Raw genomic sequence first — 25,069 nt, forward strand, 5'->3', positions numbered from 1 at the left:
CGGCGCTCGTCGCGAGCGCGTGCCTCACCATCCGCGCACCACCGATCGGGCGCGGTCGATCGAGTCCTCGGCGTCGGTCGCGCGCGCCGCGGGGTCGTTGTCGTGGTCCGCGAACGACGGCCGGTAGTACCGCGCGATGACCTGGGTGAGCCGCCCCGCCTCGCCGATCTGCTGGATCTCGGAGAGTGTCATGGACGACGCGTCCTGCCCGAGCCGACCGGTCGCGAAGCCGCGCATCTCGGCCGAGAGCGCGAGGTGCAGCGCCCGCTCGTCGAGCTCGCCCGCGCGGAACCGCTCCGCGACGGCGTCGAGCCGCCGCTCGTACTCGGCGCGCAGCGAGGCGTACGGGTCGTAGGGGCCGGTGGGGAGCAGGGGCGCGACGGGCGGCACGGCCTTCTCCGCCGCGCTCGCGCGCGTCAGCCAGATCACGAGGAACACGACGGCGGCCGCCGCGAGGATCGCCACGATCCCCAGGACGGTCCACCACCCCGAGTAGCCCACGGGGTCGACGAGCTCATCGACGGGCACGCTTCTGCCTCCCCAGGAGCTCGACGAACCGCTGCACGACGTCGTCCGACCCCTCGACGAGCACGCCCTCGACCTGGAGCGCGCGCAGCCGCTCCGCCACCTCGGCCCGCCGCGCGGCGAGGGCCTGGGCGGCGGGCTCGGCGAGCGCGGCCCGGCCGCGCAGGAACGCCGGCAGGCGCAGCGTCCCGTCGACGTCCGCGACCTCGCCCGTGGCGTGCGGCCCGACGCCCGCGCTCACGGGCGAGAGGTCCGCGACCTGGACGACCATGACCTCGTGGCGCACGCGCAGCGACCGCAGGAGCTGCTCGTGCTCGGCCTCGGGCCGCGCCTCGTCCGTCACGACCACGATCAGCGAACGGCGTCGGAACGCGGACCGGGCGCGGTCCAGCGGCCGACCCAGGTCGCTCGCGGGCGCGTCGGGACGCCACAGGTCCTCCACCGTGCGCAGCAGCACCTCGAGGTCCTGCGTGCTCGCGCGGGGCGGGAGCTGGACGAGCCGCCGGGCGTCGCCCGCGACGAGCGCGACCCGGTCGCCGCGGTCGCGCGCGAGGTAGGCGACGAGCGCGCAGCAGAAGCTCGCGACCTCCGCCTTGGTCTCGCCGCTCGGGGCGGTCGCGCCCATCGTGCGCCCGGTGTCGACCACGAGCACGAGGTTGAGGTTCGACTCGCGCACGAACCGGCGGATGATCGGCAGCCCCGCGCGCGCGGACGACTTCCAGTCGATGTCGCCGACGTCCTCGCCGGGCGCGTACAGGTGCAGGTCGTCGAAGTCCTGGCCGTGCCCCTTGAAGACCGACCGGTGCCGTCCCTCGAGCAGGCCGGACGCCCGGCGCGCGACCGGCAGGTCGAGCCGGGCCCGGACCTGGGCGAGACGGGAGACGTCGGGCACGTGGTGCTCTCTCGAGAGGGTGAGGGGTCGCTCAGGGCGTGGGGACGGCGTCGAACACGGCGTCCACGAGCTGCTCCGGCGGGACGTTGTTGGCGAGCGCGTCGAACGTGCGCACGAGGCGGTGCCGCAGGACCGAGTAGCGCACGGCCTTGATGTCGTCCGGGATGACGTACGCGCGGCCCGCGAGGATCGCGAGCGCCTGGCCCACGCGCATGAGCGCGATGCCGCCGCGCGGCGACGCGCCCACGCGCACGTGGCGGTCGAGCCCGGGGATCGGGCGCGGGCCGGACAGCCGCGTCGTGTTGATGAGGTCGACGACGTACCGCTTGATCGAGTCGTCCACGTACACGTCGTCGACGAGGCCGCGCAGGAAGCGGACGTCGTCGAGCGAGATCGGCTGCGCGGTGAGGGGCTGCGTCATCTGCCCGGTCGCGATGCGCTGCAGGATCTCGAGCTCCTGCGGCGGCGTCGGGTAGGTGAGCACCTCCTTCATGAGGAAGCGGTCCATCTGGGCCTCGGGCAGCACGTAGGTGCCCTCCTCCTCGATGGGGTTCTGCGTCGCGAGCACCATGAACGGGTCGGGCAGCGCGAAGTTCTCCCCGCCGATGGACGTCTGCTTCTCCTGCATCGCCTCGAGCATCGCCGACTGCGTCTTGGCCGAGGAGCGGTTGATCTCGTCGAGCAGCACGACGTTGGCGTGCACGGGGCCGAGCTGGGTCGTGAACTCGCCGGTCGCGTAGTTGAAGATCTGCGTGCCGACGATGTCGTTCGGCATGAGGTCCGGCGTGCACTGGATGCGGTGGAACGAGCCGTCGACCGCGGCCGCGAGCGTCTGCGCCGCCGTCGTCTTGGCGAGCCCCGGCACCGACTCGAGCAGGATGTGGCCGCCCGCGAGGAGGGAGCTGACTAGCGCCGTGCGCAGCGCGTCCTGGCCGACGACGCGCTGGTCGAAGACCTGGCCGACGCGCTTGAGCAGGTGGCTCGCGCGGTCGAGGTCCTGCGTCGAGATGCTGCCGTGCCCTGCGGCCATCGATCGTCCTCCGGGTCGTGCGTGGTCGTGCGGGTGTGTGGTCCCGTGCGCGGCCGGAGGGGTGGACGGAGCGTCGCGAGCCCCCGGCGAACCCGGCCCAGTATGCCAGCGCGACCGTCGCCGGACCGGGCGTCGTCCACAGGCCCGGGTGGGGAGAGGTCCCCACCCCGTCTCCGCGCGGCCTCGTCTCCGGGACCGTCCGCGGGCATGTCGGGAATGTCGCGAGGGCGCCGCGAGGTTGGGCTGGCATGAGCCACGACGCCGTCGGGACGACCGACACCACCACCGCGGGAGCACCCGCCCCGGACGCCGCCCCCGCCCCCGACCGGCTCGGCGAGCCCGCGCTCCTCGCGCTCCTCGCCGCGCGCCACCAGGGCGTGCTCGCGACGGTCAAGAAGAACGGTCGCCCCCAGCTCTCCAACGTCCTCTACGCCTGGGACCCCGACGCCGGCGTCGCGCGCGTCTCGGTCACCGCGGACCGCGCCAAGACGCGCAACGCCGCGCGCGACCCACGCGTCTCGCTCCAGGTGAGCGCTGAGGACTTCTGGAGCTACGCCGTCGTCGAGGGCGACGCCGAGCTGAGCGCCGTCGCGCTGGACCCGCACGACGCCGCCGCCGACGAGCTCGTCGAGACGTTCCGGGCCGCCTCCGGGAGCGAGCACCCCGACTGGGAGGAGTTCCGGCGCGCGATGGTCGCCGACCGCCGCCAGGTGCTGCGGGTGCGCGCGACGCGGGTCTACGGGATGGCCCGGCTGCCCCGGCCCTGACGCGGTGGGCGGGCGTCGTGACCGCCGTCGTCCACAGGCGATGACCGGAGGGGTCCGCGCGCTCGCTACCCTGGTCCGGTGACCACGACTGCCCTGCGCCGCGCGCCGTCGGACGCCCGACCCGCGAACCCGTGGTGGCTCGTCCTCGCCGGACCGTTCGCCGTCGTCGTCGCGGTCGTCGCGGTGCTCGCCGCCGGCGCGTTCTCGGCCGCGTTCACCGTCCCGGCCGGCTTCCCCGACCCCGGCGCGCTCGCGCGCCTCGGCACGCCCGTCGTCACGGTCCTCACCGAGCTCGCCGTCGCGCTGACGCTCGGCTCGCTCGTCCTCGCGGCGTGCGTGCTGCCCGCCGGGACGCCGGTGCGCAAGGCGCTCGGGGTCGCGGGCGCGGCGGCGGCGACGTGGGCCGTGCTGTCGGTCGTGCAGGTCGTGCTGCGCTACTCCTCGATCTCGAGCACGCCGATCACGGGCCCGACGTTCGGCGACCAGCTCGGCCTCTTCGTCTCGCAGGTCAGCCTGGGCCGCAACTACCTCGCGATCATCGTCGTCGCGGCGCTGACGTCCGCGGCCGCGCTCGCGGTGCGCGGTGCCACGGGCGCGATGTGGACGGCTGCCCTCGCGCTCGTCGCGATCGCGATGCAGGCGAACACGGGCCACGCCGCGGGCGCCGTGAGCCACGAGCTCGCCGTCTCCTCGATGTTCCTCCACCTGGCCGGGGCGGCGCTGTGGGTCGGCGGCCTGGGGACGCTCGCCGTCGTGCGCGTGCGCGGCGGGCTGGGACGCGCCGACTTCGCGTCGTCGGTCGCGCGGTACTCCGCGATCGCGCTGTGGTGCTACGTCGCCGTCGCCGTCTCCGGCATCGCGAACGCGAGCCTGCGCGTCGACACGCTCGCGGGCCTGACCACCGACTACGGCATCCTCCTGCTCACCAAGCTCGCCCTGCTGCTGGTCCTCGGTGCCGTCGGGTTCGCGCACCGCGAGCTCGTCGTGCGGCGGCTCTCCGGCCCGACGGCGGTCGCGCGGCCGGGCGCCGGCGGTGCGTCGTCGAAGGGTTCCTCGAAGCCCGCGGCGAAGGTCTCGTCGAACGGCTTGTCGAGCAAGGCGGCGACGTCGTCGCCCACGGGCGCGAAGGGCGCCGCCGCCGAGGGTACGCGCTGGCTGTTCTGGCGCCTCGTCGCGGTCGAGCTCGCGATCATGGGCGCGGTGTCCGGGGTCGCCGTCGCGCTCGGGTCGACCGCGCCGCCGGTGCCGCAGGAGGAGCCGCTCGACACCTCCGCCGCGTATCAGGTGACCGGGCACGCGCTGCCGCCCGAGCCGACGCTCGCGCGCTGGTTCACCGAGTGGCGCTGGGACCTGCTGCCCGCGTTCGCGTGCGTCGCGGCGCTCGTCGTCTACCTGCGCTGGGTGCGCCGCCTCGCGAAGCGCGGCGACTCGTGGTCCGTAGGGCGCACCGTGTCCTGGTGCGTCGGGATCCTCATCCTCTTCTGGGTGACCTCGGGCGGACCGGCCATGTACGGCCACGTGCTGTTCAGCGCGCACATGGTCCAGCACATGATCCTCGCGATGGTCGTGCCGATCTTCCTCGTGCTCGCAGCGCCCGTGACGCTGCTCCTGCGCGCCGTGCCGCCGCGCAAGGACGGGTCGCGCGGGCCGCGCGAGTGGGTGCTCGCGATCGTGACGTCGCGCGTGGGCCAGTTCTTCGCCAACCCGATCGTCGCCGCGGTGAACTTCGCCGGCTCGATGATCGTCTTCTACTACACGCCCGCGTTCGAGTACGCCCTGACGACGTACGCCGGGCACCTCGCGATGCTCGCGCACTTCACGCTCGCGGGGTACCTGTTCGCCAACGCGCTCGTCGGGATCGACCCCGGACCGCACCGCCCGCCCTACCCGCAGCGGCTGCTCCTGCTCTTCGCGACCATGGCGTTCCACGCGTTCTTCGGCGTCGCGCTGACGTCGGGCGAGGTGCTGCTCGTGCCGGAGTGGTTCGGTCTGCTCGGCCGCGAGTGGGGCCCGAGCGCGATCGCCGACCAGCAGCGCGGCGGCGGCGTGGCCTGGGGCATCGGCGAGCTCCCGACGCTGATCCTCGCGATCGTCGTCGCGGTCATGTGGACGCGCTCCGACGAGCGCGAGGCCCGGCGGAGCGACCGCCAGGCCGACCGCGACGGCGACGCCGAGCTCCAGGAGTACAACGCCATGCTCGCCGAGATGTCGAAGCGCGACGACTGACCCCCCTCCCCGCCGAACACGACCTTGCTGTCGTTATCGGACCGATCACGACAGCAACCCCGTGTTCGACAGCGCGGAGCCTCGTGCTCGTGCGAGGTGGCGACGCAGCGACGTCGTCATGCGACCCGGCCGGCTCGTCCCGGGCTGCATCAGGTCCCGACCGGTGAAGCGAAGAACCTCCACCCCGCCGTGGCTCACGAGCGCGTTCTGACGCGAGCGGTCGCGCAGGAGCGCGTCGGGCGAGCCGTGGACGTCCGTCCCGTCCATCTCGCCGATCAGCCACCGCCCCCGGGGCAGCCGCCACCCGAGATCTCCGCGCCCGACGAACGTGCCGTCGTCGACCACGTCGACCTGGAGGTCGTCGGGTGCCAGCCCGACGTCCGCGCACTCCAGGCGAGCGAACGTCTCGAGCGGTGACTCGGACCGCGCGTCCGACTCGGCCCACCAGGCGTGCGTCCGCGCGACACCCCGCCGCCCCCGGGCGAGGTCGTGGGCGCGAGCCAGGCCGTCGGCGTCGAGGAGCCCGAGGTGGCCGGCGCTGTCCATCGCCGCGACGGCACGTCGCCGGCCCATCTCCGGGACCGCCTGGGCCAGCGCCCAGTCGGGGCTCGCGACGAATCGGCCGGCGACCTGGACGACGGTCATCCCGTCGTCGAACTGGCGCAGCCGGATCCCGTCGCGCGGCAGCGCTCCCCGCGCCCCGGGGAGCGTCGCCTGCGGCACGACGCGCGTGCTGATCCCCTGGACACCGAGAAGGACGAGCGCGCACGGGCCGACGGCGATCGCCTCGGGTCCGTACGCGAGGAGCGCGAGCCAGGCGGCCCGGAGCCGAAGGTGGTCGTGCACCCGGGGGTCCGATGGCGCGACCAGCCCCGGCATCGCCTCGAACACCCCTCGCGTGGGTCGGCGCCAGCGGCCCTGGTCGACGAGTCGTGAGCGGCGGTTCGCGTTCACCCCGTGCGCGTCGCACTGGGAGGCGGAGACGAGCCCCGCCTGATGCTCGGCGAGGACGAGGAGCTCGGTCGGGACGGTGGTCAGTGTGCGCACCTCCGGATCTGACCAGAGGCCTGCCCGGCCGCGCACCGGCGGGGTGCGCAGGCTGTGGACAGCGATCACGGAACGGGGCCCTGTGGACGGCCCCGTTCCGCGTACCCCGGGGACGACAGCCCGAGCCCTCGGTGCGCGCGGGCGCCCCGACCACGACCTTGCGCGGTGTCGAGGACGAGGTTGCTGGCGTTCTGGGCCCCAGAACGCCAGCAACCTCGTGTTCGGCAAGGTCGGGGTGGGGGGCGCTGCCGTGATAGGACGTACGGGTGAGTAACGACGCCGCCACGCCCGGTATCTCCGGCCCCTCCGAGACCCCGTTCCACGATCTCGACCACTACCTCGCGATCCCTCGGGTCGGGGGGCTCGCGCTCTCGCCCGACGGGGCGCGCCTGGTCACGACCGTGCAGACGCTCGACCCGCAGCGCACCGGGTACCGGACCGCGCTGTGGGAGGTCGACCCGGCGGGGGAGGCCCCGGCGCGTCGGCTCACGCGCAGCACCAAGGGGGAGTCGAGCGCGACGTTCACGGGGGCGGGTGACGTCCTGTTCACGTCGGCACGGCCCGACCCGGACGGCGGGTCCGACGACGACCCGAAGGCCGCGCTGTGGCTGCTCCCGGCCGGGGGCGGCGAGGCGCGCGTCGTCGCAACGGCGCCCGCGGGCGTGAGCGGCCCGCTCGCCGCGACGGACGCGCCGGTGGTCTCGGTCGCGGCGTCGGTGCTGCCGAGCGCGCGCGACCTCGCGCACGACGCCGAGCTCCGGTCCGCGCGCAAGGACGCCAAGGTCGCGGCGATCCTGCACAGCGCGTACCCGGTGCGCCAGTGGGACCACGACCGCGGCCCGGACGAGGCGCACCGGTTCGTCGGCGACCTCACGGCGCTCGTGGACGAGCCCGCGCACCCGCTCCCGGACCCGGCCGGGTCCTCCGCCGAGGATGCCGGACGGGAGGCAGCCGCCCACGACCCCCGGCTCCTCGACCTGCACGACGTGACCCGCGGCGTCGGGCAGGGGAGCGCCCCGGGCCGTGCGCTGCACGACCACTCCGCGGACCTGTCCGCCGACGGCACGACCCTCGTCACGACCTGGCAGGTCGCCGGCCCCGGGCCGCAGGTGCGCAACACGCTCGTCGCGATCGACACCGCGACGGGCGCACGGCGCACGCTCGTCGACGAGCCGAGCGCGGAGGCGCACTGGCCGCGCATCTCGCCCGACGGCGCGTGGGTCGCGTTCGTGCGCGAGACGATCTCGACGCCGCACCAGGCGCCGGAGGAGAGCCTCGCCGTCGTGCCGCTGCACGCGCCGGACGGGCCGGCCGGGGTGTCGACCGCGGACGTCCCCGCCGTGCACGACGACTCCGCGACGACGCGCGCCGAGAACCACGCGACCCCGCGCACGCTCGTGCCGCACTGGGACCGCTGGCCGACGTCGCTGCGCTGGCTCCCCGACGGCTCGGGCCTGCTCGTCACGGCCGACGACGACGGCCGCGGGCCGGTCTTCCTCGTCGCCTTCTCCCCGGACGGCGCGACGGAGAACGGCACCGCCGAGCGCGTGACGAGCGCCGACGCCGTCTTCACGGACGTGCAGGTCGCGCCCGACGGACGCACGGCCTACGCGCTGCGCACGAGCTACCTCGAGCCGTCGCACCCGGTGCGCATCGACGTCGGGGCGTTCCTCGGCTCCGGCGAGGCGGGCGGCCGCACCCCGGTGCCCGCGACGCCGCTGCGCGGCCCGGTCGCGACGCCCGACCTCCCGGGCACGCTCGTCGACGTCGAGACCGCCGCGGCGGACGACGTGCGCGTGCGCGGCTGGCTCGCCCTGCCGCACGGTGCGTCGGCGGAGAACCCGGCGCCGCTGCTGCTGTGGATCCACGGCGGCCCGCTCGGGTCGTGGAACGCGTGGAGCTGGCGCTGGAACCCGTGGCTGATGGTCGCGCGCGGGTACGCGGTGCTGCTGCCGGACCCGGCGCTGTCGACGGGGTACGGGCAGGACTTCGTGCAGCGCGGGTGGGGCGCGTGGGGCAAGGCCCCGTACACCGACCTGCTCGCGATCACCGACGCGGTGGAGGCGCGTCCGGAGGTCGACGCGTCGCGCACGGCCGCGATGGGCGGGTCGTTCGGCGGGTACATGGCCAACTGGGTCGCGGGCCACACGGACCGCTTCCGCGCGATCGTCACGCACGCGAGCCTGTGGGCGCTGGACCAGTTCGGCCCGACGACGGACCACGCGTACTACTGGGCGCGCGAGATGACGCCGGAGATGGCGCTCGACAACAGCCCGCACCGGTTCGTGGGCGACATCGTGACCCCGATGCTCGTGATCCACGGCGACAAGGACTACCGCGTCCCGATCGGCGAGGGGCTGCGGCTCTGGTACGAGCTGCTCGAGTCGTCGGGCCTGCCCGCCGGGGCCGACGGCGAGACGATCCACCGGTTCCTGTTCTACCCGGACGAGAACCACTGGGTCCTCCAGCCGCAGCACGCGAAGGTCTGGTACCAGGTGGTGCATGCGTTCCTCGCCGAGCACGTGCTCGGTGCCACGCCGGGCGAGGGCGACGCCGAGCTGCCGACGACGCTCGGCTGAGCACGGGTCCACGCGCTCTCGAGCACGGGGTTGCTGTCGATATCGGCTCGATGACGACAGCAACCTCGTGGTCGACGCCCTGAGGGGGACGTGTTGGGGGACGCGTCAGGGGAGGGTGCGGAGGCGGGCTGCGCGCAGCGTGAGGTAGTCGCGCTCCGCGGGGCTCGGCGTCGCCGCGGCGGCGGCCACGTACTGCCCGACGGCGGCGCGCGTCTCTCCCGCCCGCTCCAGCAGGTGCGCGCGCACGGCGGGCAGGCGGTGGCTCGTCGCGAGGGCGTCGTCGAGGCCGGCGAGGAGGGCGAGGCCCGCGCGGGGGCCGTCGACCATCGCGACCGCGACCGCCCGGTTGAGCGTGACGTGCGGGCTCGGGTCGAGGCGCTCCAGCACCGAGTACAGCGCGAGGACCCGTTCCCAGTCCGTCGCGTCCGTGCTCGGCGCCTGCGCGTGCAGCGCCGCGACCGCCGCCTGCACCTGGTACGACCCGACGAGCCCGTGGGGGAGCGTCGCGGTGACGATCCGGACGCCCTCGACGATCTCCGTGCGGTCCCAGCGGGAACGGTCCTGCTCGGCGAGCGGCACGAGCTCGCCGCGTGGACCGGTCCGGGTGTCGCGCCGGGCGTCCGTGAGGAGCATGAGCGCGAGCAGGCCGCCGACCTCCGGGTCGTCCGGCAGCAGCGTGTGCACCGTGCGGGCCAGCCGGATCGCCTCGCCGGACAGGTCCGCGCGCCGCAGTGACGGTCCCGAGGTCGCGGTGTGACCCTCGGTGAACACGACGTAGAGCACGCGCAGGACGGCGGCGAGCCGCGCGTCCCACTCGCCGGGCCCCGGTGTCGCGAACGGGCGGTCGAGCGCGGCGAGTCTGCGCTTCGCACGCGTGATGCGCTGCGTCATGGTCGCCTCGGGGACGCCGAACGCGCGGGCGATCTCCGCCGTCGTGAGCCCGCCGACGGTCCGCAGCGTCAGCGCGACGGCGCTGGCGGGCGGCAGGTCGGGGTGGCAGCACAGGAAGAAGAGGGTGAGCGAGTCGTCGACGTCGCCCGGTCCCGCTCCGTCGGCGCACTCTCCCGGCACCCCGTCGGGCGCGTCCGGTGCCGGCGAGGCCCCGGCCGCGCCCGTGAGCCCGGCCGGGGCGAGCCGCGCCGACGTCGGGTCGCGCCGCGCCGTCGTCTCCTCCCGACGGCGCCGCGCGACGTCGGCCCGGACCGTGTCCACGAGCCGGCGCTCCGCGACGCGCGCGAGCCAGGCCCGCGGGTCGTCGGGGAGCCCGTCCACCGGCCAGCGGGTCGCGGCCGCGAGCAGCGCCTCCTGCAGCGCGTCCTCGGCGTCGGCGAGGTCGCCGCAGCGCCTGACCAGGAGGCCGAGGACGCGCGGCCGGAGGTCCCGCAGCAGGTCGTCGACCGGCTCGGGGGACGTGGTGGTCACTGCTCGGACGCGGGTGCGCTCATGACCTGGCGGACCTCGATGTACTCGCCGATCGGGGCGCCTCCAGGGCCAGGTGCGGCCGACGCCTGCGCCGCGATCTCGACCGCGCGGTCCTGGCTGTCGACGTCGACGATCCAGTAGCCCGCGAGGAACTCCTTCGACTCGGGGAACGGGCCGTCGGTGACGACGGGGGCCGCGCGGCCGTCGGACACGACGACGACGGCCTGGTCCGGCCCGGCCAGGCCCTGGGCGTCGACGAGCTCGCCCGACGCCGCGAGCTGCTCGCCGAGCGCCCGCTGGAACGCGATGTGCGCCTCGATGTCCTCCGGCGCCCACTCGTGGATCGGGAGGTCGCAGTGCGCCGCCTGGGTGTACGTCTTCACCAGCATGTACCTCATGGTCGTTCCCTTTCGTCGGTCGGCGCCCCGTCGGCGCCGTCACGGGGAGGTCGGAACCGACGGCCCGCTCCCGACACGCCTCGGGCATGGATCTGTGTGATCTGGATCACATCACACGGCGGCGACGTGACGAACATCTGCAGCCCGACCAGAACGACGTGCCGCGCTGTCGAGCACGACGTTGCTGTCGTCATCGGCCGTATTCCGACAGCAACGTCGTTCTCGGCGGGTCAGGGGTTGGCGCGGAGCTGGGCCAGGCCGCGGCGCGCGTGGCTCTTGACCGTGCCGAGGGGGAGGCCGGTCTCGGCCGCGACCTGGGCGTGGGTGCGGCCCTGCGCGTACACCAGGCGCACCACCCGGCGCCGCTCGGGGGCCAGGCGTCGCAGCGCCCCCTCCATGTCGACCCGCGCGGCGACGTCGTCGGCCGGGTCGGGGACGGCCGTCACGGGACGGCCCCGCGATGCGGCCTCGCGCCGTCGGGCCTCGCGCGCCCGCGCCGTGAGGAGGTCGGCGGCGACGTGGCGCGCGATGCCCAGGAGCCACACGGGCACCTCGCCCCGCGCCGGGTCGAACCGGTCGCGCGAGCGCCACGCGGCGAGGAACACGAGCTGGGTCGCGTCGTCGGCGTCGGACGGGTCGCCGAGGCGCCGCGCGACGACGGCCCGGACGAGCGGGGCCCAGCGGGAGTACGTGGCGGGAAGGTCGAGCCCGCGGCCGTCGTCGGCGACGCCGTCGAGCGCGCGCTCGACCCGCCTCGCGCCCTGCGCGGCGCGGGGGACACGTGCCACGGTCCCGACCATCGCGTCACCGGTCCTCGTCGTCCTCCTCCCAGTGTCCGACGCCGCGGCGCGGGACGCGAGGTCGGGTGCGCGGTGCGGGGGCTCGGGGCGGTGGTGACGGTGCGCGGGCGGCCGTGCTCAGGCGGGCGTCAGCGGTGCACCGGACGGCGCTGGTGGACGTGCCGGTCGTGCACGGCCTTGCCGAGCTCGTAGATCGAGCCGACGAGGATCGCGGTGATGATGAGCGCGCCGAAGATCAGGAACCACTGCGACATGCCGTTCCCGATCCCCGAGACACCGATCGTCCCGCCGGATCCGGCGGCGAGCGACGCGAACATGGGGACCTCCTCCCGAGGGGGCGGACGTGCCCTCTCGTCCGGGGTTCGTCCGCGTGCCCCCGGACGGATGCGCGCGTGCGGTCCGGGTCCGGGGGTCTCGCGTCAGGCGACGCTGGACGGGAGCGGGGCGAACGCCGCGCGCCAGCGGCGCACGAGGCGCCGGTCGGCCGCACCCCGGGCCGCGGCCCACGCGCAGTGCTGGGTCGTCTCGCGGTGCTCCAGCAGGGCGTCGCGGTCGTGCTCGAGGGCCCAGAGCAGGGCCGTGCGCACCTCGGTGCGCGAGGGGGCGGAGGGCAGGGTGTCGTGCATGGTCCGTCTCGTCGTCGGTCGGTCTTCGGGCGGCCTGGTGACCGCTTCCACCCGACAAGACGGCACAAGTCCCCGTCTGTGACGCGAGTTCGGTGACTTTTTTCCGGAGAACGTGTGATGCCGGTCGCACGGGCCGGCCGCACGACACGTACCGTGCGGCCGGCCCGCGACGGGCACCGTGCTGCGAGGAGCGCCGGTCAGGAGACCGCGTCGACCAGGACGGCCGCGAGGTCGCGCGGGCGCGAGAACATCGGCCAGTGCCCGGTGGGCAGGTCGACGTAGGTGAGGTCGGTGAGCTCGCCGAGCTCGGTGTGCAGCGGCGGGCCGGGGTTTGCCAGCTCGGCGAGCACCGCGGAAGGGATCGACGAGCAGACCGCGGTCGCGGGGACCCGCAGGCGTGCCGGGTTCGTCACGCGCACCGGGCCACGCGCGACCGGGCCGGGCGTCGGCACCGCGCGCTCGCGGAACCGCGCGAGCGCCGCGTCGTCCAGCCCGTCGAGGCTCGACCCGCCCTCGGCCAGCGCCTCCCAGTCCGGCAGCGGGAGGTCCGCCGCCTCTGCCGGGAGGTCGGGGGAGAGCGCGGCACCGTCGACGAGGGGGCCGGTGTCGACGTACACGATCCGCTCGATCCGGGCCGGGTCGCGGTCGGCGACCTGCTGCACGACCGGCCCGCCGCCGCTGTGGCCGACGAGCACGACCCGTCCGTCGAGCCCTTCGACGAGCCGCGCGACCGTGTCCACGTGGTCGTCGCGCGTGACGTGGGCGCGGTCCTGTGCGGTCGCGCCCGGGTCCATGCCCGGGAGCGTGACGGCGTGCGGGACGAGGCCGGCGGCCTCGAGGTGGGGGACGACGTCGTCCCACGCCCAGGCGCCCAGCCAGAAGCCGGGGACGAGGACGACGTGGAGGGGCTGGCTCGGGTCGTGGTTGCTCATGGACCCACCCTCGCAGGGCATCGGTGACACCTGTCTGTCACCATCGTCCGATGAACAGGACGGAGCGTCTCTATGCGATCGCGGAGGAGCTGCGGCGGGCCGGGCGCACCGGCACGACGGGTCCGCGCCTCGCGGCAGCGCTCGAGGTGAGCGAGCGGACGATCAAGCGCGACGTCGCCGCGCTGCAGCAGGCCGGGTTGACGATCTGGGCGCAGGCGGGACCCGGCGGCGGCTACGTGCTCGATCCGAGCGCCTCCCTGCCCCCGGTGAACTTCACGCCCGGGCAGGCCGTCGCCGTCGCGGTCGCGCTCGCGACGCTCCCGCCGGGCAGCCCGTTCGCGGTCGACGCGCTCGCCGCGCGGGGCAAGGTGTGGGACGCGCTCGCGACCGGCGACCGCGCGCGGGCCGAGGCCCTCGCCGCGCGCGTGTGGGTGCGGCACGAGGCGAGCTCCGCGCCGCCCGGTGACGACGGCACGTCGCACGGCGCGGACGGCGGCGGGGACGTCGTCGGGCGCGCCCGCTCGCACCTCGGGGTGCTGCGCGCCGTCGAGCAGTCGCTGGCCGGGGCGCGCGTGCTCGCGATCCGCTACCGGGACGGCCGGGGCGCGACCTCGGCGCGCCGGGTCGAGCCCGTGCTGCTCGCGCACACCGAGGGGCGCTGGTACCTCGTCGCGTGGTGCCGGTCGCGCGAGGCGATCCGCTGGTTCCGCCTCGAACGCGTCGAGCGCGCCGACCTCACGGCCCAGACGTACGCGCCCCGCCCGGTCGAGGACGTCGGCGAGCCGCCCGCCGGCGCGGCGGCGGTCTACGACCCCGACCCGGCGTGACGTCGCCGGCGGACCGTCAGTCCCCGCGCAGCACGCAGAACTCGTTGCCCTCGACGTCCGCCATCACGACGAACGTCTCCTGCTCGCCCTGGCCGACGTCGACGCGGCGCGCGCCGAGCCCCTCGAGCCGCGCGACGTCCGCGGCCTGGGCGGACGACGAGAAGTCGAGGTGCACGCGGTTCTTGACGGCCTTGCCCTCGGGGACCCGCTGGAAGACGAGGCTCGGCGGGCCGAGCACCGTCTCGCCGTCGCGCGGGTAGAGCACGGCCTCGCCGTGCGGTCCGGTCTCGCGCCCCGTCCAGCCGAGCGCGGCCTGCCAGAAGTCCGCCACGACGGCGGGGTCGGCGCAGTCGACCACGGCGCCGCTGAAGGTGAGTGTCATGGCGCCAGTGTGACGTGCGCCACCCACAGGGTCGCGCGGCGTCGGCGGGATGCGTCAGGCCGCGCCGGGGTCCGGTTCGACGAGCCGCCCGACGAGCGCAGGCAGCCAGTCCGCGGCCTGCGCGCGCTGCGCGGCCTCGTCGCCGTCGGGCGCGAGGAACGCGTCCCTGGCCGCGGACGTGTAGGCGCTGATGAGCACGCGCGTGGCCGCGGCGGCGTCGATGGCGAAGCGCATCCCGACGCTCGTGAGCACGCGGGTGAGGATGTCGGCCAGCTCCGTGCGGAACGACTCCTCCTGGTCGGCGAACCGCTCTGCGACCTGCGGGTCGCGCAGCGCGAGCAGCTCGAGCTCCGCGCTCATGAGGCACCACCGGCGCTCGTCGCGGGGGTCCGCCATGACGGCCGCGACGATCGTCGCGATGGCCTCGGGGGCGATGACCCCGTCCCGCACCGGGTCGTCCGGCAGGTGCTCGACGGCAGCCTCGAGGCTCCGCATCCGCATCCGGATCTCGCGCTCGGTGAGGGCGAGGAACAGCGACTCCTTGGTGTCGAAGTTCGAGTAGAAGGCGCCGCGGGTGAAGCCCGCCGCCTCGCAGACGGCCTCGATCGACGTGCCGTTGATGCCGTGCTCGGCGAACAGCCCGTAGGCGGCGTCCAGCAGGCGCTCGCGGGTGCGCTCGCGGCGGGGGGAGAGCGGGGTCTCGCTCTCCGTGCCGCGATCGACTCGGGTCGGGTCGAGGTCGGTGGTCACGCCGGACATGCTCCCACTGTCGGACGGGCCGTCCGCACCGGGCGGCCTTGCGATACATGAGTGTATCCGATACGGTCGCGCATCGGATACAGCGGCGTATCCTGAAATCCGTCTGCACTCTCCCCAGGAGGCCGCTCGTGTCCTCAGCGCTGTACTCGCTCGGCCGCTGGGCGGTCGGGGCGCGCCGGCTCGTCCTCGCCGCATGGATCGGGATCCTCGTCCTCGCGGGGGCGCTCGCCGGCCTCGTCGGCCAGGGCCTCGACGACGAGGTGACGATCCCCGGCACCGAGTCCCAGGCCGCCCTGGACCGCCTCGCCGCCACGTTCCCGCAGGTCAGCGGCGCGTCCGCCCAGGTCATCGTGGTCGCACCCGACGGTTCCACCATCGAGGACGACGCCGTCCGCGCACCCGTGGAGGACGCCGTCACCGCGCTCGGCGACGTCGCCGGCGTCGCCGCCGTCACCTCGCCCTACGACGACACCATGACCGCGTCGATCAGCGACGACGACGTCGCGACGCTCATGACGATCCAGCTCGACGAGGGGCAGAGCGAGGTCTCCGACGCCACGAAGGACGCGCTCGGCGACGTCGTCGACGACCTGGCCGCCGCCCTGCCCGACGGCGCCCAGGCCGCGCTCGGCGGACAGCTCTTCAGCACCGAGTTCCCCACGCTCACCGTCACCGAGGCCCTCGGCCTCCTCGTCGCGCTGGTCGTGCTCGTGCTCACGTTCGGCTCGTTCGTCGCCGCCGGGCTGCCGCTCCTCAACGCCGTGATGGGCGTCGGCGTCACCATGGGCCTGCTGTTCGCCGCGACCGCCGTCGCGCAGATCAACTCCACGACGCCGATGCTCGCGGTCATGCTCGGCCTCGCCGTCGGCATCGACTACGCGCTGTTCATCGTGTCGCGGCACCGCGACGAGCTCGCGAGCGGGCTGAGCGTCGAGGAGGCCGCCGCCCGCTCCGTCGCGACGGCGGGCTCCGCCGTCATCTTCGCCGGCCTCACCGTGATGATCGCGCTCGTCGGCCTCGGCGTCGCCGGCATCCCGTTCCTCACCGTCATGGGCGTCGCCGCCGCCGTCGGCGTCGGACTCGCCGTCCTGGTCTCGATCACGCTGCTGCCCGCCATGCTGGGGTTCGCGGGCGAGCGGCTCCGCCCGAAGGCCCCGCGTCGTCGTGGACGTGGGCGACGGCGTGCGGTTGCGGGAGCGGACGGCGGAGGGTCGGCCGGGGCGACCGAGCCGCCCGGGCGACGGGCCGGACGAGCGGCGGCTGCGCCCGAGGATGCGAAGGGCGTGGTGGGCCTGATCGAGCGAGACTCCGGAGTGAGCTTGCGAACGCAGGAGGATCGCGACCGAGAGCCGGGAGCATCGCGAGGAACGAGCGATGCGGATGGTAGCCCGAGCACCTCGGGCGCAGCCGCCGCGGACCCGACCACAGCCGCCTTGAACTCGACGGAGACCACAGCGCACCGGAACCGGTTCTTCGCGGGGTGGGTGCGGACCGTCACGCGGGTCCCGCTGCTGACGATCGGGCTCGTCGTCGCGGCGATCGTGCTGCTGACGCTGCCGGCGCGGGACCTGCAGCTCGCGCTGCCCGACGCGGGGACGCTGCCCGAGGACAACCAGGCGCGCGTGACGTACGACCTGGTGTCGGAGCACTTCGGCCCCGGCTTCAACGGGCCGCTCATCGTCACGGGCACGATCGTCACGTCGACGGACCCGGTCGGGCTCATGAACGACCTGGGCGACGAGATCGCGGGCCTGCCGGGCGTGGCGGACGTCCCGCTCGCGACGCCCAACCTCACCGCGGACACGGGCATCGTGCAGGTCGTGCCGACGGGCGCGCCGGACTCGGCGGAGACCAAGGACCTCGTCACGGAGATCCGCGCGCAGCACGACCACTTCCTCGACGCGTACGGCGTGGACCTCGCGGTCACGGGCTTCACGGCGGTGGGGATCGACGTCTCGGCGAAGCTCGGGGCGGCGCTGCTGCCGTTCGCGTTCGTCGTCGTGGGCCTGTCGCTCGTGCTGCTGACGATGGTGTTCCGGTCGATCGCGGTGCCGATCAAGGCGACGCTCGGCTACCTGTTCTCGGTGGGCGCGGCGTTCGGCGTCGTGACGCTCGTGTTCGAGCACGGGTTCCTCGCGGACGCGCTGAACGTCACCCGCCTGGGCCCGGTCATCTCGTTCATGCCGATCGTGCTCATGGGCGTGCTGTTCGGCCTCGCGATGGACTACGAGGTGTTCCTCGTGGCGCGCATCCGGGAGGACTACGTCCACTCCGGGAAGGCGCGGCGGTCGATCTTCACGGGGTTCCAGGCGTCGGCGAAGGTCGTCACCGCGGCGGCGGTCATCATGTTCGCGGTGTTCGTGGCGTTCGTGCCCGAGGGCGACATGAGCCTCAAGCCCATCGCGCTGGGACTCGCCGTGGGCGTGCTCGTCGACGCGTTCGTCGTGCGCATGACGCTCGTGCCCGCCGTGCTGGCGATGCTCGGCGACAAGGCGTGGTGGATGCCGCGCTGGCTCGACCGGGTGCTGCCGTCGTTCGACGTCGAGGGCGAGGGGCTGTCCAAGGAGCTCGCGCTCGCGGACTGGCCGGAGCCGGGCAGCACGGACGCGGTCGTCGCGCACGACCTCGTGGTCGCCGGGGCACAGGGCCCCCTCGCGGACCAGGTCACGGTGCGCGTGCCCGACGGCGGGTCGCTCGTCGTGCACGGCAGGTCGCCCGCGGCGGTGTCGGGGGTCGTGCTGGCGCTCGCGGGACGGCTCAGGCCGGCCTCCGGCGCGCTCAAGGTGACGGGCCTCGTCCTGCCCGAGCGCGCGCTGAGCGTGCGCCGGCGGGTCGCGCTCGTCGACCTCGCGGCCGACGTCGCGGCCCTGCCCGGCGACGCCCCCGCGCCCGCCGCGCACCGCGTGCCCGCGGCGTCGAGCGTCGCCGCGCTGCTGCGCGAGGGCCCGCGGCTGCTCGCCGTCGTGGGAACCGACGCCGTCACGTCCCCCGCGGAGCGTGCGGCGCTGGCCGAGGTGCTCGCGCAGGCCACCGAGCGCGGCACGGCGGTCGTCCTGGGCGCCGTCGGGCCCGCACCCACCGACCTCGCGCCACCCGGGACCCAGGTGCTCGACCTGCACGCCCCCGACCCCACCCACGCGGTGCCCGCCCCCGCCGACCCGGCGTCCGCCGTCGGCCCGCGCACCGAGGAGGTGCCCGCATGAGCGTCTTCCCGCCCGACACGGCGCAGACCGACCCGATCACCCCGGACGTGCCGCCGCCCGCCGCCTCCCGGACGCGCCGCGTCGACGCCCGGCGCGCGTGGACCGTGGCCGCCGCCGTCGCGCTGCCGCTCGCGGTGCTCGGCCTGCTGCTGTGGGCGCTGTGGGACCCGCAGGAGCGGCTCGACACGGTGAAGGCCGCGATCGTCAACCTCGACGAGCCCGTCGAGGTCGAGGGCCAGACCGTCCCGCTGGGTCGCCAGCTCACGGCCGGGCTGGTGAGCGGCGGTGCCGCCTCGACGGACACCGGGCCCGTCGCCGTCCAGCCCGACCCCGGCACGACGAACTACGACTGGGTCATCACCGACGCCGCCGACGCCGCGTCCGGGCTGGCCGACGGCACGTACTCGGCCGTCGTGACGATCCCCGAGGACTTCTCCGCGGCGGCCACGTCGTTCAGCGGCGACGCGTCCGACGCGACCCAGGCCACGCTGACCGTCGAGACGGCGCCCGGGGGGCGCGTCGTGGACGAGGCGCTCGCGCGCATCGTCACGACCACCGCGACGTCCGTGCTCGGCACGACGCTCACCGAGAACTACGTGGACGGCGTGCTTGTCGGCTTCACGACCCTGAACGAGCAGCTCGGCGAGGCCGCGGACGGCGCCGACCAGCTCGCCGACGGCGCGTCCCAGGCGAGCGACGGGGCGACGCAGCTCGCGTCCGGCGCGGGCGAGCTCGCGACCGGTGCCGGGGCGCTCGCGTCCGGCGTCGGCGAGCTCGGCTCGGGCGCGGACCGGCTCGCGTCCGGCGCGGGCGACCTCGCGACCGGGGCGCGGGGCGTCGCCACCGGGTCGCGGCAGGTCGCGGACGGGGTCGCGCAGTCCGCGTCCGGCGCGGGCTCGCTCGCGACCGGCGCCCAGGGACTGGCCGACGGCGTCGCGGGCGTCTCGGGCGGCGCGTCCGACCTTGCGGGCGGGCTCCGCACGCTCGACGACTCGATCTCGGCCGTCCCCCTCCCGGGCGGAGGGTCCACGTCGCTCCCGGCGCTCGGGACCCGGCTCGCGACGGGTTCGCGCGACGTCGCGGGCGGGCTCGCGCAGGTCGTCGCCGGGCTCGAGCAGCAGAAGGTCCAGGCGGGGTGCGCGGCGGACCCGACGTCGCCCGCGTGCGTCGCGCTCGACCAGCAGCTCGCCGCGCTGCGGCCGCTCGCGGTCGGTGCGGCCGAGGTCGCGGCGGGGAACGCCGCCCTGGCCGGGGCGCCGTCGGGCGCGAACGGGCCCACCGGGCTCTACGCCCTCGCGGCCGGGGTAGACCAGGCCGCGCAGGGTGCGGACCGGCTCGCCGGCGGGGCGGCGCAGGCCGCCACCGGCGCGACGGGCGTCGCCGGAGGAGCACGCGACCTCTCGGCCGGTCTCGGGCAGCTCGCGACCGGCGCGGACCAGGTGGCCGACGGCGCCGCGCAGCTCTCCGGCGGCGCCGGCGAGCTGTCGACGGGGGCGGACGGGCTCGCGACAGGCGTCGGGGCGCTCGGGTCGGGCGCGGACCAGCTCGCGACCGGGACCCAGGACCTGGCGACGGGTGCGGGTGACCTCGCGGGCGGCGTCGGGCAGCTCGCGGACGGCACGACCGAGCTGGCGCAGGGCCTCGGCGACGCGACGGAGCAGATCCCGTCGTACACGGACGCCGAGCGCGAGAACCTCTCGGCGGTCGTCGCGGACCCGGTGGCCGCGCCCGGCGTCGAGGACCTCGGCACCGGGTCGACCGGCCCGCTGTTCGCCGTCCTCGCGCTGTGGCTCGGCGCGCTCGCGGTCTTCGTCGCGTTCCCGCCCGTGCCCGCCAAGCTGCTCGGGTCGACGCGGACCGCGGGTCGGCTCGCCCTGGCAGCGCTCGCGCTGCCGGCGGGGATCGCGGCCGCGACCGGCCTCGTGATCGGCGGCGTCCTCGCCGCGGTCGAGGGGGCGAGCGTGGGCGGCTGGGTCGGATTGCTCGCGGTCGGGGCGCTCGCCTCGGTGGTCTTCGTCGCGCTCAACCAGGCGCTCGCCGCGCTGCTCGGGAACGTGGGGCGGGCGATCAGCCTGCTCGTCGCGGTGCTCCTCGTCGCCACCGGCATCGTTGCGACCGTCCCGGCCGCGCTCACGAGCCTGCGCGACCTGCTGCCCGTGGGCTCGGCGCTCCGCCTCCTCACGTCGATCGTCGACCCGGGCGCGGCCGGGGGCGCGGGCGACGCCGTCGCACTCGTGCTCTGGGGTCTCGCGTCCGTGGCGGTGACGACGCTCGTCGTCGCCCGCCGCCGGTCGGTCCGCGTGGAGCAGCTCCTGCGCGCCTGACGGGTCGTCGGCGTGGCGCGGTGCGGGTGTGGGCGGCTGCCGTCAGACTCGCTCGGCAGGACGCGGACGGCGGGAGCCGCCCGTCGGGCGAGGGGACGGTGCACCGATGGACCAGCAGAAGGCACGGGAGATCAAGTCGCAGCTCGCGGACTACGCGCGCGAGCTCGCGGAGCGGTCGGGGCTGGCGGGCCGGTCGGACACGGCGATCGAGGCGCGCGACGTGCCCGACGCCGCGGAGGTCGTGCGCGCGCCCACCCTCGCGATCGGCCTCGCCCCGCACGACGACGGCGGGTACGCCATCGCGGTCCGGTACCGGCTCGGGGTGCCGACCGCGCGCAGCATCGCGCGCAAGGTCGCCTCGGAGGCGGGGGACACCGTCGACGTGCGACGGACGGGGCGGATCCGCCCGCTCGCCGGCGCCGCCGGTCGGGGCGGCGCGAGCGAGAGCGGGCCGGGCCTGCGGCCGCCGGTCGTCACGGCGTACGCGACCGGCGAGACCGGGCGGGTGCGGCCGCTGCGTCCGGGCGTCTCGATCGCCCACGTGGACGTCACCGCCGGGACGCTCGGCGCGTTCGTGCGCCTCGGCGAGCCGCCCGTGGAGGGCGCGGACGTCGCGTCGGTCTACGCGCTCTCGAACTGGCACGTGCTCGCGGGGTCGCCGTCCGCGCGGGTCGGGGACGTCGTCGTGCAGCCCGGCCCCGCCGACGGCGGCAGCGCGCCCGACGACCGCGTCGGGACCCTCGCCGCGCTCGTCCCGCTGGAGGCGGGCGTCACGCAGACCGTCGATGCCGCCGTCGCGCTCCTCGACGACCCGGCGGTGGACCCGGAGTACCCCGTCGGCCGGGTCACGGACACGGCGGTCGCGTTGGGCGGCGAGGTGGTCGGCAAGTCCGGACGCACCACCGGCGTCACGTCAGGTCGCGTCACGGCCATCGAGCTCGACGACGTCGTGGTGGGCTACGGCGACGGCCTGGGCGCGCTGCGGTTCGACGACCAGATCGAGGTCGAGTCGACGGGCGACGGGCCGTTCTCGCGCGGCGGCGACTCGGGGTCGCTCGTGTACCGGGAGGACGGGGTCGCGCTGGGGCTGCTGTTCGCGGGGTCGGAGACGGGCGGCGCGAACGGCACGGGCCTCACGTACTGCAACCCGATCGGGACCGTGCTCGAGCGGCTGGGCGCGACGCTGCTCGGGTGACATCGCCTGACGAGGACTCCTGGCCCTGCCGCGAACGCTCCGACGGGCGCACAATGAGGTCGGGAGGTGGTTCGCCGTGGCGACGCTCGAACGAGCCCGCGAGGCCAAGGCCGCGCTCCGCGACGAGCTGGCGGGCCTCGACGGTGTGACCGGCGTCGGCATCGCCCGCGCCGACGCGTCGGGCGCGCCGGTACGTGGTCCGCGGGCACAGGAGGTCGTCGACGACTGGCTGCTGCGCGTGAACGTGACCTCGGACGACGTCGACGTCCCGGAGACCGTCGACGGCGTCGAGGTCGAGGTCCGCGTCGTCGGGGACGTCACGGCGTCGCGCGTCTGAGCCCCGCCACTCTCCAGCCCGAGCCCGGCCCGAGCGGCAGTGCCGGTCGTCGCACGGGCAGCGGCCCGGCGCCGCACCCTCGAGGGCGGCACCGGGCCGAGGTCAGTGCGTCACCGGGTCACCGTCGTCACCGTCGTCACCAGGTCACGAGGCGGGGGCGTAGCGGGCCGGGTCGGCGTCGAAGCGCGGGCCGCACGACGAGCAGCACAGCCAGTAACGGACGCCCTCGTGGTCACGGACGAGCCCGGCCGCCTCGGCGTGCGCCTTCACGGTCGTGCTGCCGGGCATGACGGGGCACTCGGCGACGTCGTCGTCGGGCACGGAGCCCACCCGGGGTGCGGTGTGGGCGTGACAGGCGTCGGCCGGCTCGGCGTCCACGTGCGACGGGGCGTCGTCCTGGGGGTGGCACATGCGGGTCCTCCTGAGGGTCGGTGCGGTCAGACGCCGGCGAGCCGTGCCGCCGGCGCGGTCAGGGTGGTGGCCGTCGGGTCCGGGCTCGTGGCCCGGCTCCGGAACGACCGCAGGCGCAGGCTGTTGCCCACGACGAACACGCTGGAGAACGCCATCGCGGCGCCCGCGAGCATGGGGTTGAGCAGGCCCAGCGCGGCCAGCGGGATCGCGGCGACGTTGTAGGCGAAGGCCCAGAACAGGTTCACCTTGATCGTGCCGAGCGTCCGCCGCGCGAGGCGGATCGCGTCGGCAGCCGAGCGCAGGTCGCCCCGCACGAGCGTGATGTCGGCGGCCTCGATCGCGACGTCCGTGCCCGTCCCCATGGCGAGGCCCAGGTCCGCCTGGGCGAGGGCCGCGGCGTCGTTCACGCCGTCGCCGACCATCGCGACGACCTTGCCCTCGCCCTGGAGCCGGCTGACGACGTCGACCTTGTCGCGCGGCAGGACCTCGGCGATGACCTCGTCGATGCCGACCTCGGCCGCGATCCGGCGGGCGACGGTCGCGTTGTCCCCGGTGAGGAGCACCGGGGTGAGGCCGAGCGCGCGGAGCTGGCGGATCGCCTCGGCGCTCGTGGGCTTGACCGCGTCGGCCACCACGAGGACGCCGCGGGCGCGCCCGTCCCAGCCGACGACGACGGCCGTGCCACCCTGCTCCTCGGCGCGGGCCTTGGCGTCGGCGAGCTCGCGCGGGAGGTGCTGCGCCCACTCGGCGAGGAGGGACTCGCGGCCGACGAGGACGGCGTGCCCGTCGACGACGCCCTGCACGCCCTTGCCCTCGACGTTGGTGAACTCCGTGGGCGCGGGGAGCGGGCCCACCTCCTGGGCGGCGCCCCGGGCGATCGCCCGGGCGACCGGGTGCTCGGACGCGTCCTCGAGCGCCCCGGCGAGGCGCAGGAGCTCGGCGCGGTCGACCCCGGGGCCGGTGACGACGTCGGTCAGCGTCATGACGCCCGTGGTCACGGTGCCCGTCTTGTCGAGCACCACGGTGTCCACGGTGCGGGTGGACTCCAGCACCTCGGGGCCCTTGATGAGGACGCCCATCTGGGCGCCGCGCCCCGTCCCGACGAGCAGCGCCGTCGGGGTGGCGAGGCCGAGGGCGCACGGGCACGCGATGATGAGCACCGCGACCGCGGCGGTGAACGCGGCCGAGGCGGGCGCGCCCGCACCGAGCCACGCGCCGAGGGTGCCGACGGCGATCGCGATGGCGACGGGGACGAAGACGGCCGAGACGCGGTCGGCCAGCCGCTGGACCTGGGCCTTGCCGGACTGGGCGTCCTCGACGAGCCGGGCCATCTGCGCGAGCTGCGTGTCGCCGCCGACGCGCGTCGCGCGCACGACCAGCCGCCCGCCCGCGTTGACGGTCGCGCCGGTGACGGCGTCGCCCTCGCCCACCTCGACGGGCACGGACTCGCCTGTGAGCATCGAGGCGTCGACGGCGGACGTGCCGGCCACGACCGTGCCGTCCGTGGCGATCTTCTCGCCGGGGCGCACGACGAACTCGTCGCCCACGGCGAGCTCGGTGATCGGGACGCGGGTCTCGGCGCCGTCGCGCAGCACCGCGACGTCCTTGGCCCCGAGCTCGAGCAGGGCCCGCAGCGCGGCGCCGGCCTGCCGCTTGGACCGCTTCTCGAAGTAGCGGCCGGCGAGGATGAAGGTCGTGACGCCTGCCGCGACCTCCAGGTAGATGTTCCCGGCGCCGTCGGTGGGGGCGACGGACAGCGTGAACGGGTGCGTCATGCCGGGCTCCCCGGCCGTGCCGAGGAACAGCGCGTAGAGGGACCACAGGAACGCGGCGCTGGTCCCCACGGAGATGAGGGTGTCCATCGTCGCCGCGCCGTGGCGCAGGTTGGTCCACGCGGCGCGGTGGAACGGCCAGGCCGCCCACACCACGACGGGCGCGGCGAGCACGAGGCTGGCCCACTGCCAGTACGTGAACTGCAGCGCGGGGACCATCGCCATCGCGATGACCGGGACCGAGAGCACCACGGCCCCGACCAGGCGCTGCCGCAGCGCGGTGAGCTCCGGGTCGGCGTCGTCCGCCTCGTCCGCTGCCGGGACGTCGGGGTCCTCGACGCGGGGGAGCTGGGCGGTGTACCCCGTCTTCTCGACCTCGGCGATGAGCGTGGCGGCGTCGACGCCCTCCGGGACGGTGACCTTCGCCTTCTCCGTCGCGTAGTTCACGGTCGCGGTGACGCCCTCGAGCCGGTTGAGCTTCTTCTCGATCCGCATGGCGCACGAGGCGCACGTCATCCCGCCGATCTCGAGCTCCACGAACGTCCCCGGGGTCGGGGCGGCCGGTGCCGTCATGAGGTCCTCCTTCCGGCCCGGCGGCGTGCTGCCGGGCTCACG

At 75.4% G+C, this 25,069-nt stretch carries 22 protein-coding genes; 8 read left to right on the forward strand and 14 right to left on the reverse strand.

Annotated elements, in window-relative coordinates:
* Positions 1-24 precede the first annotated feature (24 nt).
* The 3 genes from JOE63_RS03590 to JOE63_RS03600 are packed head-to-tail and all read right to left on the reverse strand — an operon-like array spanning position 25 to position 2,447.
* Complete coding sequence (locus JOE63_RS03590) at positions 25-528, reverse strand: hypothetical protein (RefSeq protein WP_087470776.1); 504 nt, start codon at positions 526-528, stop codon at positions 25-27.
* A complete protein-coding gene (locus JOE63_RS03595; protein WP_087470777.1) occupies positions 515-1,417 on the reverse strand; it encodes a DUF58 domain-containing protein in 903 nt (300 codons plus the stop codon). Before JOE63_RS03595 ends, JOE63_RS03590 begins: the two co-directional genes overlap by 14 nt.
* Positions 1,418-1,448: 31 nt before the next feature.
* Positions 1,449-2,447, reverse strand: a complete 999-nt coding sequence (locus JOE63_RS03600) for an AAA family ATPase (RefSeq protein WP_047231854.1) — start codon at positions 2,445-2,447, stop codon at positions 1,449-1,451.
* A gap of 248 nt (positions 2,448-2,695) precedes the next feature.
* Here JOE63_RS03600 and JOE63_RS03605 point away from each other — a divergent pair, with 248 nt between their 5' ends.
* The gene (locus tag JOE63_RS03605; protein ID WP_204539221.1) at positions 2,696-3,214 is read left to right on the forward strand and encodes a PPOX class F420-dependent oxidoreductase; all 519 of its coding nucleotides are present in this window, start codon (positions 2,696-2,698) and stop codon (positions 3,212-3,214) included.
* A gap of 78 nt (positions 3,215-3,292) precedes the next feature.
* Entirely contained in the window at positions 3,293-5,440 is a 2,148-nt protein-coding gene (locus tag JOE63_RS03610) for a cytochrome c oxidase assembly protein (RefSeq protein ID WP_307839919.1), read from the forward strand.
* Between the two features lie 45 nt (positions 5,441-5,485).
* Here JOE63_RS03610 and JOE63_RS03615 read toward each other — a convergent pair whose 3' ends face one another.
* Positions 5,486-6,487 carry a type IV toxin-antitoxin system AbiEi family antitoxin domain-containing protein gene (locus tag JOE63_RS03615; protein ID WP_204539224.1) on the reverse strand — a complete coding sequence of 334 codons (1,002 nt, stop codon included), beginning with the start codon at positions 6,485-6,487 and terminating at the stop codon, positions 5,486-5,488.
* Positions 6,488-6,753: 266 nt separating this feature from the next.
* On the opposite strand from JOE63_RS03615, the gene JOE63_RS03620 reads away from it, so the two are divergent.
* Positions 6,754-9,066 carry a S9 family peptidase gene (locus tag JOE63_RS03620; RefSeq protein ID WP_204539225.1) on the forward strand — a complete coding sequence of 771 codons (2,313 nt, stop codon included), beginning with the start codon at positions 6,754-6,756 and terminating at the stop codon, positions 9,064-9,066.
* 105 nt (positions 9,067-9,171) lie between these two features.
* Here the strand turns inward: JOE63_RS03620 and JOE63_RS03625 are convergent, their stop codons facing one another.
* From JOE63_RS03625 to JOE63_RS03650, 6 genes are all read right to left on the reverse strand, one after another.
* Complete coding sequence (locus JOE63_RS03625; protein WP_204539227.1) at positions 9,172-10,488, reverse strand: RNA polymerase sigma factor; 1,317 nt, start codon at positions 10,486-10,488, stop codon at positions 9,172-9,174.
* Positions 10,485-10,886: a YciI family protein gene (locus JOE63_RS03630; RefSeq protein ID WP_087470781.1), complete on the reverse strand. Its 402-nt coding sequence runs from the start codon at positions 10,884-10,886 to the stop codon at positions 10,485-10,487. The genes JOE63_RS03625 and JOE63_RS03630 overlap by 4 nt, the downstream gene beginning before the upstream one ends.
* Before the next feature lie 230 nt (positions 10,887-11,116).
* A complete protein-coding gene (locus JOE63_RS03635) occupies positions 11,117-11,674 on the reverse strand; it encodes an RNA polymerase sigma factor (RefSeq protein ID WP_204539228.1) in 558 nt (185 codons plus the stop codon).
* 140 nt (positions 11,675-11,814) lie between these two features.
* Positions 11,815-12,003 carry a hypothetical protein gene (locus JOE63_RS03640; RefSeq protein ID WP_087470783.1) on the reverse strand — a complete coding sequence of 63 codons (189 nt, stop codon included), beginning with the start codon at positions 12,001-12,003 and terminating at the stop codon, positions 11,815-11,817.
* Between the two features lie 102 nt (positions 12,004-12,105).
* Positions 12,106-12,312, reverse strand: a complete 207-nt coding sequence (locus tag JOE63_RS03645; protein ID WP_087470784.1) for a hypothetical protein — start codon at positions 12,310-12,312, stop codon at positions 12,106-12,108.
* Between the two features lie 197 nt (positions 12,313-12,509).
* Positions 12,510-13,244 (reverse strand): alpha/beta fold hydrolase, encoded by a 735-nt coding sequence (locus JOE63_RS03650; protein ID WP_204539232.1) that lies wholly within the window; start codon positions 13,242-13,244, stop codon positions 12,510-12,512.
* Between the two features lie 50 nt (positions 13,245-13,294).
* Between JOE63_RS03650 and JOE63_RS03655 the strand changes: the two genes are divergently transcribed.
* Positions 13,295-14,071, forward strand: a complete 777-nt coding sequence (locus JOE63_RS03655) for a helix-turn-helix transcriptional regulator (RefSeq protein WP_087470786.1) — start codon at positions 13,295-13,297, stop codon at positions 14,069-14,071.
* A gap of 16 nt (positions 14,072-14,087) precedes the next feature.
* Here JOE63_RS03655 and JOE63_RS03660 read toward each other — a convergent pair whose 3' ends face one another.
* Positions 14,088-14,453 carry a VOC family protein gene (locus JOE63_RS03660; protein WP_204539236.1) on the reverse strand — a complete coding sequence of 122 codons (366 nt, stop codon included), beginning with the start codon at positions 14,451-14,453 and terminating at the stop codon, positions 14,088-14,090.
* A 54-nt stretch (positions 14,454-14,507) separates the two neighbouring features.
* Complete coding sequence (locus JOE63_RS03665) at positions 14,508-15,212, reverse strand: TetR/AcrR family transcriptional regulator (protein WP_087470788.1); 705 nt, start codon at positions 15,210-15,212, stop codon at positions 14,508-14,510.
* Between the two features lie 128 nt (positions 15,213-15,340).
* On the opposite strand from JOE63_RS03665, the gene JOE63_RS03670 reads away from it, so the two are divergent.
* The 4 genes from JOE63_RS03670 (at position 15,341) to JOE63_RS03685 (ending at position 22,271) form a co-directional block, all read left to right on the forward strand.
* Entirely contained in the window at positions 15,341-18,415 is a 3,075-nt protein-coding gene (locus JOE63_RS03670; protein WP_307839920.1) for an MMPL family transporter, read from the forward strand.
* Complete coding sequence (locus JOE63_RS03675) at positions 18,412-20,739, forward strand: YhgE/Pip domain-containing protein (RefSeq protein ID WP_204539244.1); 2,328 nt, start codon at positions 18,412-18,414, stop codon at positions 20,737-20,739. The genes JOE63_RS03670 and JOE63_RS03675 overlap by 4 nt, the downstream gene beginning before the upstream one ends.
* Positions 20,740-20,845: 106 nt before the next feature.
* Positions 20,846-21,934, forward strand: a complete 1,089-nt coding sequence (locus JOE63_RS03680) for a hypothetical protein (RefSeq protein ID WP_087470791.1) — start codon at positions 20,846-20,848, stop codon at positions 21,932-21,934.
* Between the two features lie 76 nt (positions 21,935-22,010).
* On the forward strand, positions 22,011-22,271 hold the full coding sequence (locus JOE63_RS03685) for a hypothetical protein (protein WP_087470792.1): 261 nt from the start codon (positions 22,011-22,013) through the stop codon (positions 22,269-22,271).
* Positions 22,272-22,415: 144 nt separating this feature from the next.
* Here the strand turns inward: JOE63_RS03685 and JOE63_RS03690 are convergent, their stop codons facing one another.
* Positions 22,416-22,682: a hypothetical protein gene (locus JOE63_RS03690; protein WP_239576607.1), complete on the reverse strand. Its 267-nt coding sequence runs from the start codon at positions 22,680-22,682 to the stop codon at positions 22,416-22,418.
* 26 nt (positions 22,683-22,708) lie between these two features.
* Positions 22,709-25,027, reverse strand: coding sequence for a heavy metal translocating P-type ATPase (locus JOE63_RS03695; RefSeq protein WP_204539247.1), 2,319 nt, complete (start codon positions 25,025-25,027; stop codon positions 22,709-22,711).
* Positions 25,028-25,069 lie beyond the last annotated feature (42 nt).

This window comes from Cellulosimicrobium cellulans, from assembly GCF_016907755.1.
GTDB lineage: Bacteria > Actinomycetota > Actinomycetes > Actinomycetales > Cellulomonadaceae > Cellulosimicrobium > Cellulosimicrobium cellulans_D.

What these genes read in the sequence shown, in the direction of transcription:
- JOE63_RS03640 (WP_087470783.1), bottom strand. Translation starts at nt 12,003, where the DNA reads ATGTTCGCGTCGCTCGCCGCCGGATCCGGCGGGACGATCGGTGTCTCG.
- JOE63_RS03660 (WP_204539236.1), bottom strand. Translation starts at nt 14,453, where the DNA reads ATGACACTCACCTTCAGCGGCGCCGTGGTCGACTGCGCCGACCCCGCC.
- JOE63_RS03650 (WP_204539232.1), bottom strand. Translation starts at nt 13,244, where the DNA reads ATGAGCAACCACGACCCGAGCCAGCCCCTCCACGTCGTCCTCGTCCCC.
- JOE63_RS03600 (WP_047231854.1), bottom strand. Translation starts at nt 2,447, where the DNA reads ATGGCCGCAGGGCACGGCAGCATCTCGACGCAGGACCTCGACCGCGCG.
- JOE63_RS03680 (WP_087470791.1), top strand. Translation starts at nt 20,846, where the DNA reads ATGGACCAGCAGAAGGCACGGGAGATCAAGTCGCAGCTCGCGGACTAC.
- JOE63_RS03605 (WP_204539221.1), top strand. Translation starts at nt 2,696, where the DNA reads ATGAGCCACGACGCCGTCGGGACGACCGACACCACCACCGCGGGAGCA.
- JOE63_RS03665 (WP_087470788.1), bottom strand. Translation starts at nt 15,212, where the DNA reads ATGTCCGGCGTGACCACCGACCTCGACCCGACCCGAGTCGATCGCGGC.
- JOE63_RS03675 (WP_204539244.1), top strand. Translation starts at nt 18,412, where the DNA reads ATGAGCGTCTTCCCGCCCGACACGGCGCAGACCGACCCGATCACCCCG.
- JOE63_RS03655 (WP_087470786.1), top strand. Translation starts at nt 13,295, where the DNA reads ATGAACAGGACGGAGCGTCTCTATGCGATCGCGGAGGAGCTGCGGCGG.
- JOE63_RS03690 (WP_239576607.1), bottom strand. Translation starts at nt 22,682, where the DNA reads ATGTGCCACCCCCAGGACGACGCCCCGTCGCACGTGGACGCCGAGCCG.
- JOE63_RS03695 (WP_204539247.1), bottom strand. Translation starts at nt 25,027, where the DNA reads ATGACGGCACCGGCCGCCCCGACCCCGGGGACGTTCGTGGAGCTCGAG.
- JOE63_RS03630 (WP_087470781.1), bottom strand. Translation starts at nt 10,886, where the DNA reads ATGAGGTACATGCTGGTGAAGACGTACACCCAGGCGGCGCACTGCGAC.
- JOE63_RS03645 (WP_087470784.1), bottom strand. Translation starts at nt 12,312, where the DNA reads ATGCACGACACCCTGCCCTCCGCCCCCTCGCGCACCGAGGTGCGCACG.